Consider the following 15,880-nt stretch of genomic DNA (forward strand, 5'->3'; position numbering starts at 1 on the left):
GGTAATCGCATGTCCACTACCCTGTTCAGCCTGGCCTTCGGCGTCGGCACCCAGAACCGCCAGGGCGCCTGGCTGGAAGTCTTCTACGCACAGCCGCTGGTCGCCCCGAGCGCCGAGCTGGTCGCTGCCATCGCCCCGATCCTCGGTTACGAAGGGGGCAACCAGGCCATCGCCTTCAGCAATGCCCAGGCAGCCCAACTGGCCGAAGCGCTCAAGGCCGTGGACGCTGGCCAGGCCGCGCTGCTGACCCGCCTGGCCGAAAGCCACAAGCCGCTGGTCGCCACCTTGCTGGCCGAAGACGGCGCCCTGACCTCCACCCCGGAGGCCTACCTGAAGCTGCACCTGCTGTCCCACCGCCTGGTCAAGCCGCACGGCGTGAGCCTGGCAGGTATCTTCCCGCTGCTGCCGAACGTCGCCTGGACCAACCAAGGCGCGGTGGACCTGAGCGAGCTGGCTGAGCTGCAGCTCGAAGCACGCCTGAAGGGCGAGCTGCTGGAAGTGTTCTCGGTGGACAAGTTCCCGAAGATGACCGACTACGTGGTCCCGGCCGGCGTGCGTATCGCCGACACCGCCCGTGTGCGCCTGGGCGCCTACATCGGCGAAGGCACCACCATCATGCACGAAGGCTTCGTCAACTTTAACGCCGGCACCGAAGGCCCAGGCATGATCGAAGGCCGTGTGTCGGCAGGCGTGTTCGTCGGCAAGGGTTCGGACCTGGGCGGCGGCTGCTCGACCATGGGCACCTTGTCCGGCGGCGGCAACATCGTCATCAAGGTCGGCGAAGGCTGCCTGATCGGCGCCAACGCCGGTATCGGCATCCCGCTGGGCGATCGCAACACCGTGGAAGCGGGCCTGTACATCACGGCCGGCACCAAGGTGAACCTGCTGGACGAGAACAACCAGCTGGTCAAGGTAGTCAAGGCCCGTGACCTGGCCGGCCAGACCGACCTGCTGTTCCGCCGCAACTCGCTGAACGGCGCGGTGGAGTGCAAGACCCACAAGTCGGCCATCGAGCTGAACGAGGCACTGCACGCCCACAACTGAGAACCATGACAGGTTCGAAGTGATAAGATCGGGTCTGGCCTAGCACCAGGCCCGATTTTCATTTCAGGTCCCGTGATCATGTTCCAGCCCTCCCCCTGGCGTGCCGATTTTCCCGCGATCGCCGCCCTGCAACGGCAGCACCAGACCTACCTGGACAGCGCCGCCACCACCCAGAAGCCCCAGGCCCTGCTCGACGCCCTGAGCCATTACTACCGCCACGGCGCAGCCAATGTACATCGCGCCCAGCACCTGCCCGGCGCCATGGCCACCCAGGCCTTCGAAACCTGCCGTGACAAGGTCGCCGCCTGGCTCAACGCCGGCGACGCGCGCCAGGTCGTCTTCACCCATGGCGCCACGTCGGCATTGAACCTGCTGGCCTATGGTCTGGAATACCGCTTCGAGGCCGGCGATGAAATCGCCATCAGCGCCCTGGAGCACCATGCCAATCTGTTGCCATGGCAGGAACTGGCCCGTCGCCGCAACCTGCGCCTGGTGGTGTTGCCGCTGGATGAACACGGCCACATCGACCTGAACCAAGCCTTGCAGTTGATTGGCCCCCGTACACGGTTGCTGGCGGTAAGCCAGCTGTCCAATGTGCTGGGCACCTGGCAACCACTGCCAGCGTTGCTCGCCCATGCCCAGGCCCAGGGCGCACTGACCGTGGTCGACGGTGCCCAGGGCATCGTCCATGGTCGCCACGACATGCAACAGCTGGGCTGCGATTTCTACGTGTTCTCCAGCCACAAGCTGTACGGCCCCGAGGGCGTCGGCGTGCTGTATGGCCGCCCGGGCGCATTGGAGCAACTGCGCCACTGGCAGTTCGGTGGCGAGATGGTGCAACTGGCCGACTACCATAGCGCCAGCTATCGCCCCGCACCGCTGGGCTTCGAAGCCGGCACGCCACCGATCGCCGGAGTCATCGGCCTGGGCGCGACCCTTGGCTACCTCGCCAGCCTTGACACCACCGCTGTCGCCAATCATGAAGCCAGCCTGCACCAGCATCTGCTGCGTGGCCTTGCCGACCGCGACGGCATCCGCATTCTTGGTACGCCGCAAGCGGCCCTGGCCAGCTTCGTGGTGGAAGGCGTGCACAACGCCGATCTTGCCCACGTGCTGACCGAGCAAGGCATCGCCGTGCGTGCAGGGCATCACTGCGCCATGCCGCTGCTCAGGGGCTTGGGGCTCGAAGGCGCGATTCGGGTCTCGTTGGCCTTGTACAACGACAGCGACGACCTGGCGCGCTTTTTCGATGCCCTCGACCAAGGCCTGGAGCTGTTGCGATGAGCCTGACGGCAGAAGCCAGCCAGGCGCTGGAGAGCTTCGAGCAGGCGCGAGGCTGGGAGCAGCGGGCGCGACTGCTGATGCAGTGGGGCGATCGACTGGAGCCATTGGCCGACGCGCAGAAGTGCGAAGCCAACCGCGTGCATGGCTGCGAAAGCCTGGTATGGCTGGTGGCCGAGAACGACCAGGGGCAGTGGCATTTCAAGGCCAGCAGCGATGCCCGCCTGTTGCGTGGACTGCTGGCCCTGCTGTTGGTGCGGGTGCAAGGGTTGCCGAGCGCGGAACTGGCCCTGGTGGACCTGCGCGGCTGGTTCACCCAGCTGGGGCTGGAGCGGCAGTTATCGCCGTCGCGCAGCAATGGCTTGCATGCGGTGTTGCAACGGATGGCGGAACTGGCCTCCAACCACTGACGAACGCTCCCACAGAGGTGCCCTGTTCTTTGCACGACAGCGCACTCGAAGGGCGGGGTAACCCTGTAGGAGCGGCCTTGTGCCGCGATGGGGCGCGTAGCGGCCCCAATTGCCTAACTGACAGGCATTAGTAGCCGCTGCGCGTCCCTTTCGCGGCACAAGGCCGCTCCTACAGGCGCGAGCAGGCCGCTTACTCTGGCCTGACCCGCTCCGAAGGCCGCCGCGCCCCTGCCACCAGTTTCTCCACCGCCTTGCTGGCCGCGACCATGCCGAAGGTCGCGGTCACCATCATCACCGCGCCAAAGCCACCGGAGCAGTCCAGGCGCACGCCCTCGCCCACGAAGCTCTTCTGCAGGCAGACGCTGCCATCGCCCTTGGGATAACGCAGCTGTTCGCTGGAAAACACGCAGGGCACGCCATAATTGCGCGACACATTGCGCGAGAAGTTGTAGTCGCGCCGCAGGGTCGAACGCACCCGCGAAGCCAGCGGATCGTTGAAGGTCTTGTTGAGGTCGCCGACCTGCACCTGGGTCGGGTCGATCTGCCCGCCGGCGCCACCGGTGGTGACGATGGCGATCTTGCGCCGGCGGCACCAGGCGATCAGGGCAGCCTTGGCCATGACGCTGTCGATGCAATCGATGACGCAGTCGAGCTGCTCGGTGATGTACTCGACCATGGTGTCGCGGGTGACGAAATCGGCCACCGCATGCACGGAGCACGCTGGGTTGATCGCCCGCAGGCGCTCGGCCATCACCTCGACCTTCGGCCGCCCCACCTGGCCCTCCAGGGCATGGGCCTGGCGGTTGGTATTGCTCACGCACACATCGTCGAGGTCGAACAGGGTGATTTCGCCCACGCCGCTGCGGGCCATGGCCTCGGCCGCCCAGGAACCGACGCCGCCGATGCCGACGATCGCCACATGGGCCTGGCGCAGGCGCTCCAGGCCCTGCTCACCATACAGCCGGGCAACGCCGGCGAAGCGTGGATCTTCTGTGCTCATGCTCACCCCCTGAAAAAACGGCGCGCATTATATGCCAACAGGCCGGCCCTGGGGCCGCCATACCGCCCTTGTTAGTAAAGACCCTACAAACCCTGCTTTAATACCCCATCAAGCAAAGCGTCCTGGGCGATAGCCGAGCGGCTTCAGAACTTCATCGTGCGCGGGCAATCCAATCATTGCTTGCCCTGGCAAGGCCCGCCCCGCTCCCCCTTCGGAAACTGAAACACCTATGTCATCACGCAAATTCGGTCTCAACCTGGTGGTGGTCCTGGCCATCGCCGCGCTGTTCACTGGCTTCTGGGCGCTGATCAACCGCCCGGTGTCCGCCCCTGCCTGGCCGGAGCAGATCTCCGGCTTCTCCTATTCGCCATTTCGCCTCGGCCAAAGCCCGCAGAAAGGCCAATACCCCAGCGATGAAGAAATGCTCCAGGACCTGGAGCAGATGAGCAAGCTGACCGATAGCATCCGCATCTATACGGTCGAGGGCACCCAGGCGGACATCCCCCGCCTGGCCGAGGAGCTGGGCCTGCGCGTCACCCTGGGCATCTGGATCAGCCCGGACCTGGAACGCAACGAGCGTGAAATCGCCAAGGCCATCGAACTGGCCAATACCTCGCGCAGCGTGGTTCGGGTCGTGGTGGGCAACGAAGCGCTGTTCCGCGAGGAGATCACGCCCGAGGCGCTGATCGACTACCTGGATCGGGTGCGGGCTGCGGTGAAGGTCCCGGTCACCACCAGTGAACAGTGGCATATCTGGAAGGAAAACCCGGAGCTGGCCAAGCATGTCGACCTGATCGCCGCGCACATCCTGCCGTACTGGGAATTCGTGCCGATGAAGGACTCGCTGCAGTTCGTCCTCGACCGCGCCCGCGAACTCAAACAGCAGTTCCCGCGCAAGCCGCTGCTGCTCTCGGAAGTCGGCTGGCCCAGCAACGGGCGCATGCGCGGCGGTGCCGACGCCACCCAGGCCGATCAGGCCATCTACCTGCGCACGCTGGTCAACACCCTCAACCGTCGCGGCTACAACTATTTCGTCATCGAGGCCTACGACCAACCTTGGAAGGCCAGCGACGAAGGTTCCGTCGGTGCTTACTGGGGCGTGTTCAACGCGGCACGCCAGCAGAAATTCAATTTCGAAGGCCCCGTGGTCGCCATTCCGCAATGGCGCGCCCTGGCCGTGGCCTCGGTGGTGCTGGCGCTGATCGCCCTGACAGTGCTGCTGATCGACGGCTCGGCCTTGCGTCAGCGTGGCCGAACCTTCCTCACCTTCATCACCTTCCTGTGCGGGTCGGTGCTGGTGTGGATCGCCTATGACTACAGCCAGCAATACAGCACCTGGTTCAGCGTGACCGTGGGCGTGCTGCTGGCCCTGGGCGCCCTGGGCGTGTTCATCGTGCTGTTGACCGAGGCCCATGAACTGGCCGAAGCGGTGTGGATCCACAAGCGGCGTAGGGAATTCCTGCCGGTGCAGGCGGACACAGCCTACCGGCCCAAGGTCTCGATCCACGTGCCCTGCTACAACGAGCCGCCCGAGATGGTGAAACAGACCCTCGACGCCCTGGCTGCCCTCGACTACCCGGACTATGAAGTGCTGGTGATCGACAACAACACCAAGGACCCGGCCGTATGGGAACCGCTCAAGGCCCACTGCGAACTGCTGGGCGAACGCTTCCGCTTCTTCCACGTCGCGCCGCTGGCCGGCTTCAAGGGTGGCGCGCTGAACTACCTGATCCCGCACACGGCCGAAGACGCCGAAGTGATCGCGGTGATCGACTCGGACTACTGCGTCGACCGCAACTGGCTCAAGCACATGGTCCCGCACTTCGCCGACCCGAAGATCGCCGTGGTGCAGTCGCCCCAGGACTACCGCGACCAGCATGAGAGCGCCTTCAAGAAGCTGTGCTACAGCGAGTACAAAGGCTTCTTCCACATCGGCATGGTCACCCGCAACGACCGCGACGCGATCATCCAGCACGGCACCATGACCATGACCCGCCGCTCGGTGCTGCAGGAGCTGGGCTGGGCCGAATGGTGCATCTGCGAGGACGCCGAGCTGGGTCTGCGGGTGTTCGAGAAAGGGTTATCGGCCGCCTACGCGCACAACAGCTATGGCAAGGGCCTGATGCCGGACACCTTCATCGACTTCAAGAAGCAGCGCTTCCGCTGGGCCTACGGCGCCATCCAGATCATCAAGCACCACGCCGCCGCCTTGCTGCGCGGCAAGGGCAGCGAGCTGACCCGTGGCCAGCGCTACCACTTCCTGGCCGGCTGGCTGCCCTGGATCGCCGATGGTATGAACATCTTCTTCACCGTCGGCGCCCTGCTGTGGTCGGCCGCGATGATCATCGTGCCACAACGGGTCGACCCGCCGCTGATGATCTTCGCCATTCCGCCGCTGGCGCTGTTCTTCTTCAAGGTCGGCAAGATCATCTTCCTGTACCGCCGCGCCGTGGGCGTGGACCTCAAGGACGCCTTCGCCGCCGCCTTGGCGGGGCTGGCCTTGTCGCATACCATCGCCAAGGCGGTGCTGTACGGGTTCTTCACCAGCAGCATGCCGTTCTTCCGCACGCCCAAGAATGCCGACAGCCATGGCTTGCTGGTGGCGATTTCCGAAGCCCGGGAGGAACTGTTCATCATGCTCATGCTGTGGGGCGCGGCGCTGGGCATTTATCTGGTGCAAGGCCTGCCTGGCGCGGACATGCGCTTCTGGGTGGCGATGCTGCTGGTGCAGTCGCTGCCTTATGTGGCGGCGTTGGTGATGGCGTTCCTGTCTTCGCTGCCCAAGCCGGTGGAAAAAGCGGCCGAGCCGCAGCAGGCTTGAAACTATCAGGGCTGCTTTGCAGCCCAGTCGCCGGCAAGCCGGCTTCCACAGGTACAGCGCAAGTCTCAGGGGCTGCGATGCACCTGTGGGAGCCGGCTTGCCGGCGATTGGGCCGTGCCGCCTGGATCCATTTGATATAAGATAACGCCCCTGTTTCCCCGCCCGCCTTGCCCCCGGAGTCCTTCATGACGGCCCCAGCCGAGCTCTCGCCTACCCTTCAACTGGCCTGCGACCTGATCCGTCGCCCTTCGGTCACCCCTGTCGATGCCGATTGCCAGGCCCAGATGATGAATCGCCTGGGCGCCGTCGGCTTCCAACTGGAGCCGATGCGCATCGAAGACGTCGACAACTTCTGGGCGACCCACGGCACCCAGGACGGCCCGGTGTTGTGCTTCGCCGGCCATACCGACGTGGTGCCCACGGGCCCGGTGCAGGCCTGGCAGCATGAGCCCTTCGAGGCGCTGATCGATGCCGACGGCATGCTCTGTGGCCGCGGTGCCGCGGACATGAAAGGCAGCCTGGCGTCCATGGTGGTGGCCAGCGAGCGCTTCGTGCACGACTACCCGAACCACCGTGGCAAGGTGGCCTTCCTGATCACCAGCGACGAAGAGGGCCCTGCCCACCATGGCACCAAGGCCGTGGTCGAGCGCCTACGGGCGCGCAACGAGCGCCTGGACTGGTGCATCGTCGGCGAACCGTCCAGCACCACCCTGCTGGGCGATGTGGTCAAGAATGGCCGCCGTGGCTCGCTCGGCGCCAAGCTCACCGTGCGCGGCAAGCAGGGCCACGTGGCCTACCCGCACCTGGCGCGCAACCCCATCCACCTGGCTGCCCCGGCCCTGGCGGAACTTGCCGCCGAGCACTGGGACGAAGGCAACGCATTCTTCCCGCCGACCAGCTTCCAGATTTCCAACCTCAACTCCGGCACCGGCGCGACCAACGTGGTCCCGGGCGAGCTGGTCGCGGTGTTCAACTTCCGCTTCTCCACCGAATCCACGGTCGAGGGCCTGCAGGCCCGCGTGGCGGCGATCCTCGACAAGCACCAGCTGGACTGGAGCATCGACTGGGCGTTGTCCGGCCTGCCGTTCCTGACCGAACCTGGCGAATTGCTCGACGCCGTGTCCGCCGGCATCAAGGCCGTCACCGGCCGCGACACCCAACCGTCCACCAGCGGTGGTACTTCCGATGGCCGCTTCATCGCCACGTTGGGTACGCAGGTGGTGGAGCTTGGCCCGGTCAACGCCACCATCCACCAGGTCGACGAGCGCATCCTGGCCAGCGACCTGGAACTGCTGACCGAGATCTACTACCAGACCCTGGTACGGTTGCTCGCCTGATGCTCGCCTGCCCTCTTTGCCAGGCCGCCCTGACCCGCCTCGACAACGGCGTGGTATGCCCCGCCGGGCACCGCTTCGACCGGGCCCGCCAGGGCTACTTGAACCTGTTGCCGGTGCAGCACAAGAACAGCCGCGACCCCGGCGACAACCAGGCCATGGTCCAGGCGCGCCGCGACTTCCTCGACGCCGGCCACTACGCTCCGGTGGCCCGGCGCCTGGCCGAACTTGCCGCCGAGCGCCAGCCCGGCACCTGGCTGGACATCGGTTGCGGCGAAGGCTATTACACCGCGCAACTGGCCCAGGCCCTGCCCGCCGCCGATGGCTATGCCCTGGATATCTCCCGCGAGGCGGTCAAGCGCGCCTGCCGGCGCGCGCCCCAGGTAACCTGGATGGTCGCGAGCATGGCCCGGGTGCCCTTGCTCGACGCCAGCTGCCAGTTCATCGCCAGCGTGTTCAGCCCGCTGGACTGGCAGGAGGCCAAGCGCCTGCTCGGCCCCGGCGGCGGCCTGATGCGGGTCGGGCCGACCAGCGGCCACCTGATGGAACTGCGCGAGGTGCTCTACGATGAAGTACGCCCGTATGCCGATGACAAGCACCTGGCCCTGGTCCCGCAGGGCATGCACCACGCCCATGGCGAGGTATTGGAGTTTCGCCTGAGCCTGGCCGAGGCTCAGGCACGCGCCGACCTGCTGGCGATGACCCCGCATGGCTGGCGCGCCAGCGCCGAGAAGCGCGCGCGGGTGATCGACCAGCCCGAGCCGTTCGAGGTCACGGTTTCCATGCGTTATGACTATTTCGTGCGCCAAGACTGAGCACACCGGAGCCCTTTTATGCGCCAACCCGATATCGAGATCTACCTAAAGGACACCGACGTCGACCACAAGCAGGTGGCCGAGTGGCTCGGCCAGGCCCTGGGCCCTTGCAGCCAATGGCAGCAACGTGGCCAGACCTGGAAATGCACAGCCGGTAACATTCCGGTCACCTGGGTACCCAAGGCTGTAGGGAAATGGAACAGCCTGTTCCTGGAAAGCGACCAGACGCCGTGGGACGACGACATCGCCTGCGCCCGCGCCGCCTATGCCGCGCTCGGCGTCGAAGTACGCTGCGCACCGGGTAGCTGGGCCGAGGAGGATGGAGAGGAAGATGCCGACCGCTGGGTCCGCATCAGCGCCGACGGTGAACAGGAAATCACCTGGCGTACCAGCTGAAGCGCTGGCGGGTAAGCATCAGGCTGCAAGTTCCACGGTCAACTTGCAGCTTGAAGCTTCACGCGTGTAGCCAGAGGCCTTAGAGGCCGATCACGTCCTCGGCTTGCAAGCCTTTCTGGCCTTGCACGAGGGCGTATTCAACCCGCTGTCCCTCGACCAGGGTACGATGCCCCTCACCGCGGATAGCCCGATAGTGAACGAACACGTCCGCACCACCTTCGCGCTGAATGAAGCCATAACCCTTGGCATCGTTGAACCACTTTACATTCCCAGTCTCACGAGACGACATCTGAACTACTCCGGATTTTTATTTTGAAGATCGCCTTGCAAGCACGGGGTCACCTCCCCGTGCCGACGCAGCTCGCTGAAATATCTTGCAAGCTGCGGACCGAGTATATGACAGCGAACAAAAAAATTTCATGACGGGAACGAGATTTGGCGAATTTTGCCGAACTTGTACAGATACGGCAGACTAACTGCCTGGATATTCCCCCAAAATTCACCCAGGGCACACACCCCATGACCCGTTCCCCCCTGCGCCGGCTGATTTTCGGCGCCCTGCGTCGCCTGTTGTACCTGTGGGTGCGCTCCGAGACCATCAACCAGTCCTCCTTGACCCTCAAGCTCGACCGCAGCCGGCCGGTGTTCTACGCCCTGCCCTCGCCCTCGCTGACCGACCTGGCGGTGGTCGACCGTGAATGCACCAAGGCCAGGCTGCCGCGCCCAGTGCTGCCGGTTGCCGTGGGCCCGCTGCAGGAACCGGCGGCGTTCTTCTACCTGACGCCCGACCCAGACTGGCTCGGCCGCCACGACAAGCGCGGCGCGCCGCCCACCCTGGAGCGCCTGGTGGCCGCAGTCGCCCAGCATGCCGAGGAAGATGCGCAGATCATCCCGGTCAGCGTGTTCTGGGGCCAATCGCCGGCCAGCGAGTCCAGCCCGTGGAAGCTGCTGTTCGCCGACAGCTGGGCCGTCACCGGTCGCCTGCGCCGGTTGTTGACGATCATGATCCTGGGCCGCAAGACCCGCGTGCAGTTCTCCGCGCCCATCCACCTGCGCGAGCTGGTGCAGCACAACAAGGGGCACGAGCGCACCGTGCGCATGGCCCAGCGCATCATGCGCGTGCACTTTCGCAACCTGAAGACCGCGGTCATCGGCCCGGACATCTCCCATCGGCGCAACCTGGTCAAGGGGCTGGTCCACGACCCGCTGGTACGCCAGGCGATCAGCGACGAAGCCGAGCGCGAGAAGATCCCCTATGCCAAGGCCGAGGCCCAGGCGCTGCGCTACGGCAACGAAATCGCCTCGGACTACACCTACACGGCGATCCGCTTCCTCGAGGTGGTGCTGAGCTGGTTCTGGAACAAGATCTACGACGGTATCAAGGTCAACCATATCGAACAGGTACAGGGCATCGCGCCAGGTCACGAAGTCATCTACGTGCCCTGCCACCGCAGCCACATCGACTACCTGCTGCTGTCGTACCTGCTGTTTCGCAACGGCCTCACCCCGCCGCACATCGCCGCGGGCATCAACCTCAACATGCCGGTCATCGGCAGCCTGCTGCGCCGTGGCGGGGCGTTCTTCATGCGCCGCACGTTCAAGGGCAACCCGTTGTACACGGCGGTGTTCAACGAATACCTGCATACCTTGTTCACCAAGGGCTTCCCGGTCGAGTACTTCGTCGAGGGCGGCCGTTCGCGCACCGGTCGCATGCTGCAGCCACGCACCGGCATGCTGGCCATTACCTTGCGCAGCTTCCTGCGCTCCTCGCGCACGCCGATCGTCTTCGTGCCGGTGTACATCGGCTACGAACGCGTACTGGAGGGCCGCACCTACCTGGGCGAGCTGCGCGGGGCGAGCAAGAAGAAGGAGTCGATCTTCGACATCTTCAAGGTGGTCGGTGCGCTGAAGCAGCGCTTCGGTCAGGTCTACGTGAACTTCGGCGAGCCGATCCGTCTGGCCGGCTTCCTCGACCAGCAACAACCCGGCTGGCGCGAACAGGCACTCGGCCCGCAGTTCCGCCCGGCCTGGCTCAATGAGACCACCACACGCCTGGGCGAAACCGTGGCCCGTCACCTGAACGAGGCCGCGGCGATCAACCCGGTCAACCTGGTGGCCCTGGCGCTGCTCTCAACCAGCCGACTGGCTCTGGACGACCGCGCCCTGACCCGCGTGCTGGACCTCTACCTGGCCTTGCTGCGCCAGGTGCCCTACTCTGCGCATACCACCCTGCCGGAGGGCGACGGGAAGGCCCTGATCGAGCACGTCAAGGGCATGGGGCTGCTGTCCGAGCAAAAGGACGCCTTGGGGCGCATCCTGTACCTGGATGAAGCCAACGCCGTGCTGATGACCTATTACCGCAACAATGTCCTGCACATCTTCGCGCTGCCGGCGCTGCTGGCCAGCTTCTTCCAGAGCAGCTCGCGCATGAGCCGTGAGCTGATTGGCCAATACGTCCAGGCGTTGTATCCGTACCTGCAGGCCGAATTGTTCCTGCGCTGGACCCCAGAACAGCTGGAGGATGTCATCGACCAATGGCTGGCCGCGCTGGTGGAGCACGGCCTGCTGCGTTTCGAAAACGGCGTCTACCTGCGCCCGGCCCCTAGCTCGCGGCAGTTCGTGCTGTTGACCCTGCTGGCCCGCGCCATCACTCAGACCCTGCAACGCTTCTACATGGCGACGTCCTTGTTGCTCAACAGCGGCCAGAACACCCTGACCGCCGAAGAACTGGAAGACCTGTGCGTGATGATGGCCCAGCGCCTGTCGATCCTCCACGGGCTCAACGCCCCGGAGTTCTTCGACAAGACGCTGTTCCGCCATTTCATCCAGACCCTGATCGGCCAGGGTGTGTTGCGGCCCGACGCCGAAGGCAAGCTGGGCTACCACGACAAGCTCGCCGAGCTGGCCGAAGGCGTGGCCAAGCGCGTGCTGTCGGCAGAGCTGCGACTGTCGATCCGTCAGGTGGCACTGCATCGAGAGGAGCCCACCGATAACGTGCAAGGGTAGGCCTTCAGCCTGCCCTCTGCCCTTGGGAAGGATGACGATCAGCGTGCTGCATCCTCACATCCTTCCCAAGGAGCGCAACATGACGCAACTGAAAACCATCAACGTCGAGATTGTCTCGTCTGGCGACAACACGCTTCCACCGTCCGCCCTCGTCAAACTGAGTCTGCTTGACGTTTCGAAGGCCGACGTGCCGGCCATCAGCCTTGCCGAACTGCGCCTGCGTTGTGGTGGCCTGATGCCCGTCCACCTGCAATTGACCTTCGACAACAGCCAGGTCGACCCTCGCCGCCGTTATGCACTGGCGGTGCGTATCGAGCAAGCTGGCCAGTTGCATTACATCACCACGGTTGAACATCCAATACTCCCGGATAAGGTGTTCGGTAAGCAGCAGGTCACGGTCGACAAGGTCGCCAAGGCGATAGATGGCATACACGGCGGCAACCTTGCGCCACCTGCGGCCGGCATTCACGGTGGCAACCGCATCAAGTAATCCAACAGGCACACGGCCTCGCGGTTCGTGTGCCGAAATCTTACTGCGCAAGCCGCGTCGCTGAATCCTCCGGAAAAATCCGCTAAAGTCCCAGGGGTCGGCCAAAAGCCGACCCCAAGGACACCGGAGATTCCATGAAAAAGCTCTTCATGCTGTGTGGCGCATCCCTGCTCGCAGCCTGCTCCAGCAACACCCCATCGCACCAGGCCAGCCTGGATGGCGAAGTCTTCTATGTGCAGCGCATCGCCCTGCCGCCTGCAGCCACCTTGAGCGTCAGCCTGCAGGATGTATCGCTGATGGACGCCCCGGCAGTGACCCTGGCCAACCAGGCCGGCCCGGTCAAAGGCAACGTCCCGCTGCCCTTCCACCTGACCTACGACCCCGCCCAGCTCAAGCCTGGCCACCGCTATGCCATCAGCGCACGCATCGAACTGGACGGTAAGCTGCTGTTCATCAATACCGAACACCACGGCGTCAAGCTCGACGGCAGCGACCCGCAGCCGGTGCGCATCAAAGTCGACCCGGTGCGCTGACCCGCCCACTTTGCCTATAAGGAAATACCCATGATCCGCACCTCCCTGCGCTTCACCACCCTCTGCGCCGGCCTGCTGCTGTCGGCCAGCGCCCTGGCCTTGTCGCTGGGTGACCTTTCCCAGAAAGATGCCAGCGGCGGCTTGAAGGACGCCCTGACCCAAGGCGCCCAAATCGCCGTCAAGCAACTGAGCACGCCTGGCGGCTTCAGCAACAACCCGGACGTGCGCATCGAATTGCCGGGCAACTTGGGTAAGGCCGCCAAGGCCATGAAGATGTTCGGCAAGGGTGAGCAAGTCGAAGCCCTGGAAGACAGCATGAACAAGGCCGCAGAAGCGGCTGTGCCGCAAGCCCAGGTCATTCTGGTGGATGCGGTGAAGAAGATGACCGTGACCGATGCCAAGGACATCCTTGCAGGCGGCCAGGATTCAGCCACCCAGTACCTGAACAAGAGCAGCCGCGAAGAGATCCGCGCCAAGTTCCTGCCCATCGTCAAGCAGGCCACCGACAAGGTCGGCCTGGCGCAGCAATACAACAACTTCGCCGGCCAGGCCGTCGCGTTGGGCGTGGTCGACGGCAAGAGTGCCAGCATCGAGAACTACGTGACCGAGAAAGCGCTGGATGGCCTGTTCGAGATGATTGCCAAGCAAGAGCAGAGCATTCGCCAGAATCCAGCCCAGGCGGCTACCAGCCTGGCTAAGAAGGTGTTCGGCGCGCTTTGAATTAGCAGGAGCACTGTGGGAGCTCCCCCCCTCGGGCTGCGCTGTCGCGCAGAGAACAACGCCTCTGTGGGAGCGGGCTTGTCCCGCGATCAAGGGCGAAGCCCTTGCCAGGCGAAGGTGATATCGGGTCCGGCCTAATCGCGCGACAAGTCGGACCGCCGCTCCCACAGTGCCAGTAGGTACAACAGGGGTCAGCATGGTCGTCGATTACCAACCATGATCGCACCGCCATAGCCCTCTCCGTTCAACTGGGCGCGGTTCGCGACTCCCTATCGATCTCCGCTGGCCATTCGACCTTTGGCACCAGACGTTTTGCGATATCGCACCAAAGTACATCGTTATGGTCCAGTGGCGGGTTCGGCAATGGCAGGCTCGCCGGACCTTCTTGCATGTAGGTACAAACATACGTCCAGACGGCTTCGTCCAGCCCCAGGCTGCTCAAAGGAAAGCGGTCAATTACCTTATTGGTACCTGACTCTACTATAGAAAGCATGACGCCCCATTTTAAAACCGATGCGCCTTGGAAGCTAGCTCGTTCTCTCCAGCTCTCGGCACGAACATCTGACCAGCTATAGGAGACCACTTCGGTTGGCATATGTCCGAATGACTTCCACCAACAATACTTGAAGTTATAAGCGTATATTTTTTGACGTGCCCAATTAAACCTTATGGGCTCGTCGCACGGCGGTGAAATTGCTAATCTTAAACAGAAAGCTGTGCACCATGCCGCACCGATGATAGTTGCTGCTTCAATGCTAAGCAATGAATAATTATTGTCCATTAGGGTGTTTATGGCTATGGCTATGGAAGCGAAAAATAGAAGTGTTGAAAAAAGACTTAGAGTCAGCATTAAGTTTCGGTGGTGGAAATTTTTTCGGTGGAGTTCTAAGCAGGTTTCATCCATCCAGTTTATTGCGGGGGCTGTGGTTACGTGTTCTTTGTTAGATGCTTCGTTTGGGAGGGGGAGGTCCTTTGTCCATCCGCGGCAAGGTGGGTCAAGTAATGGGTTTTTGTATATCATGTGTTATTTATCCGAAGATTAGAGCTTATCTTTTCTTACGATGACTTGAGCGAGTCGGGAAAGGTCTGATTTATCTGGCCAGTAGCTGAGGGACAACTCAATGGCATGCGTCATATCATGCTCGTCCAAGATTATTGAATTCTGGATGGTTATGGTCTGTTGAGGTGTATACGTTGCGTCTGCCGCATTAGCTTGGGTAAGTGTTCGGTTTTCTTCTTGGTTTAATTCTTCACTGTTGCCACTGTAAGTATGCTCGGGCTCAGGGGTGTTGGGGCGGTACGTGTTTAATTGCCACTCGTAGCGGGAGTACTTGCTATGGAAGTTGGGTATAGTCATGTGGCAAGACAATCTTTTGGTCGAGGCGACCGAATATGTTTCGCCGATAGTGAAGTGAGGCGAGGTTGAATGTTTTTGAAAATCGACATATATATCTGCATTAGCAGTAATGCCCAGAATGGCTCCATTCAAAGCGCTTGTCGCGATGTCCTGCTCTGTCTCGCTTTGCCAGATTCGATGTTCTAGTGGAATACCCCACCGACTTTTACGTGCCCATAATTCAAATGATGTAGACACTCCCTGCTTCGCGTGAGTGGCGGTGGCATAGGCAGAAAGTCCAAACAGGATGGCAATTCCGAGCGGACCTAGTAGCGCGCTGTTCCCAGCAAGAATTGCTCCTATTCCAAAAAATGAGGAAAGTCCTGCTGTTATTCCTGCTACCCAATAGGCATTTGCGGCACCGTTATCTCCTTGACCGCTGACCCGAATGCCAGCGAAAACGTACTGCACCGCATCCATCAACCCAGCTGCCGCCGCAATACCTCCGCCAAATTTGGCGATCTGCCCCCCAAACCCAACAGTCGGATTTTGCGCAGCCATGAGCTTTTGCGGCCGCAGCGTTTCGAGAGCTCGTCCTGTAGCCTCAAGGCCGACACCCAGCACCCCGATGGAGGACGACCAGACGGCCGCCAACGCTTCGGGCTCACCGCTCCCGGGCGTGTCGAGCAGCGAT

At 62.9% G+C, this 15,880-nt stretch carries 14 protein-coding genes and 1 pseudogene; 11 read left to right on the forward strand and 4 right to left on the reverse strand.

The genetic code is table 11. From position 1 onward, the window contains the following. Positions 1-9: 9 nt before the first annotated feature. The 3 genes from dapD (at position 10) to ACNFG0_RS15160 (ending at position 2,735) form a co-directional block, all read left to right on the forward strand. Positions 10-1,044 carry a 2,3,4,5-tetrahydropyridine-2,6-dicarboxylate N-succinyltransferase gene (gene dapD, locus ACNFG0_RS15150; RefSeq protein WP_084854346.1) on the forward strand — a complete coding sequence of 345 codons (1,035 nt, stop codon included), beginning with the start codon at positions 10-12 and terminating at the stop codon, positions 1,042-1,044. Positions 1,045-1,122: 78 nt separating this feature from the next. Beyond that, a complete protein-coding gene (locus tag ACNFG0_RS15155; protein WP_416765454.1) occupies positions 1,123-2,328 on the forward strand; it encodes a cysteine desulfurase in 1,206 nt (401 codons plus the stop codon). After that, positions 2,325-2,735, forward strand: a complete 411-nt coding sequence (locus ACNFG0_RS15160) for a SufE family protein (RefSeq protein ID WP_196144832.1) — start codon at positions 2,325-2,327, stop codon at positions 2,733-2,735. Before ACNFG0_RS15155 ends, ACNFG0_RS15160 begins: the two co-directional genes overlap by 4 nt. Positions 2,736-2,925: 190 nt before the next feature. Here the strand turns inward: ACNFG0_RS15160 and tcdA are convergent, their stop codons facing one another. Then, the gene (gene tcdA, locus ACNFG0_RS15165) at positions 2,926-3,735 is read right to left on the reverse strand and encodes a tRNA cyclic N6-threonylcarbamoyladenosine(37) synthase TcdA (RefSeq protein ID WP_416765456.1); all 810 of its coding nucleotides are present in this window, start codon (positions 3,733-3,735) and stop codon (positions 2,926-2,928) included. A gap of 229 nt (positions 3,736-3,964) precedes the next feature. Between tcdA and ACNFG0_RS15170 the strand changes: the two genes are divergently transcribed. The 4 genes from ACNFG0_RS15170 to ACNFG0_RS15185 all read left to right on the forward strand — a co-directional run bounded on the left by ACNFG0_RS15170 (position 3,965) and on the right by ACNFG0_RS15185 (position 9,101). Then, positions 3,965-6,556 (forward strand): glycosyltransferase, encoded by a 2,592-nt coding sequence (locus ACNFG0_RS15170; protein WP_196144830.1) that lies wholly within the window; start codon positions 3,965-3,967, stop codon positions 6,554-6,556. Positions 6,557-6,741: 185 nt separating this feature from the next. Next, positions 6,742-7,893: a succinyl-diaminopimelate desuccinylase gene (dapE, locus tag ACNFG0_RS15175; protein WP_416765458.1), complete on the forward strand. Its 1,152-nt coding sequence runs from the start codon at positions 6,742-6,744 to the stop codon at positions 7,891-7,893. After that, positions 7,893-8,705 (forward strand): putative RNA methyltransferase, encoded by an 813-nt coding sequence (locus ACNFG0_RS15180; protein ID WP_196165831.1) that lies wholly within the window; start codon positions 7,893-7,895, stop codon positions 8,703-8,705. Before dapE ends, ACNFG0_RS15180 begins: the two co-directional genes overlap by 1 nt. Before the next feature lie 18 nt (positions 8,706-8,723). Next, positions 8,724-9,101, forward strand: a complete 378-nt coding sequence (locus ACNFG0_RS15185; RefSeq protein WP_196146908.1) for a hypothetical protein — start codon at positions 8,724-8,726, stop codon at positions 9,099-9,101. Between the two features lie 79 nt (positions 9,102-9,180). On the opposite strand, the gene ACNFG0_RS15190 is transcribed toward ACNFG0_RS15185, so the two are convergent. Further along, a complete protein-coding gene (locus ACNFG0_RS15190) occupies positions 9,181-9,390 on the reverse strand; it encodes a cold-shock protein (RefSeq protein WP_084854326.1) in 210 nt (69 codons plus the stop codon). A gap of 230 nt (positions 9,391-9,620) precedes the next feature. On the opposite strand from ACNFG0_RS15190, the gene plsB reads away from it, so the two are divergent. The 4 genes from plsB to ACNFG0_RS15210 all read left to right on the forward strand — a co-directional run bounded on the left by plsB (position 9,621) and on the right by ACNFG0_RS15210 (position 13,850). Continuing rightward, on the forward strand, positions 9,621-12,107 hold the full coding sequence (plsB, locus tag ACNFG0_RS15195; RefSeq protein ID WP_416765460.1) for a glycerol-3-phosphate 1-O-acyltransferase PlsB: 2,487 nt from the start codon (positions 9,621-9,623) through the stop codon (positions 12,105-12,107). Positions 12,108-12,186: 79 nt separating this feature from the next. Continuing rightward, a complete protein-coding gene (locus ACNFG0_RS15200; protein WP_196146906.1) occupies positions 12,187-12,597 on the forward strand; it encodes a YbaY family lipoprotein in 411 nt (136 codons plus the stop codon). Between the two features lie 134 nt (positions 12,598-12,731). After that, a complete protein-coding gene (locus ACNFG0_RS15205) occupies positions 12,732-13,130 on the forward strand; it encodes a YbaY family lipoprotein (protein ID WP_416765462.1) in 399 nt (132 codons plus the stop codon). Between the two features lie 30 nt (positions 13,131-13,160). After that, complete coding sequence (locus ACNFG0_RS15210) at positions 13,161-13,850, forward strand: DUF4197 domain-containing protein (RefSeq protein WP_196165829.1); 690 nt, start codon at positions 13,161-13,163, stop codon at positions 13,848-13,850. Positions 13,851-14,094: 244 nt separating this feature from the next. Here ACNFG0_RS15210 and ACNFG0_RS15215 read toward each other — a convergent pair whose 3' ends face one another. Both ACNFG0_RS15215 and ACNFG0_RS15220 read right to left on the reverse strand, forming a co-directional pair. Continuing rightward, on the reverse strand, positions 14,095-14,700 hold the full coding sequence (locus tag ACNFG0_RS15215) for a DUF6708 domain-containing protein (protein WP_416765463.1): 606 nt from the start codon (positions 14,698-14,700) through the stop codon (positions 14,095-14,097). Between the two features lie 189 nt (positions 14,701-14,889). Then, positions 14,890-15,880, reverse strand: a pseudogene (locus tag ACNFG0_RS15220) (hypothetical protein); the annotation flags it as partial.

The sequence above is a fragment of the Pseudomonas sp. NY15372 genome, from assembly GCF_048068215.1.
Lineage (GTDB): Bacteria > Pseudomonadota > Gammaproteobacteria > Pseudomonadales > Pseudomonadaceae > Aquipseudomonas > Aquipseudomonas guariconensis_A.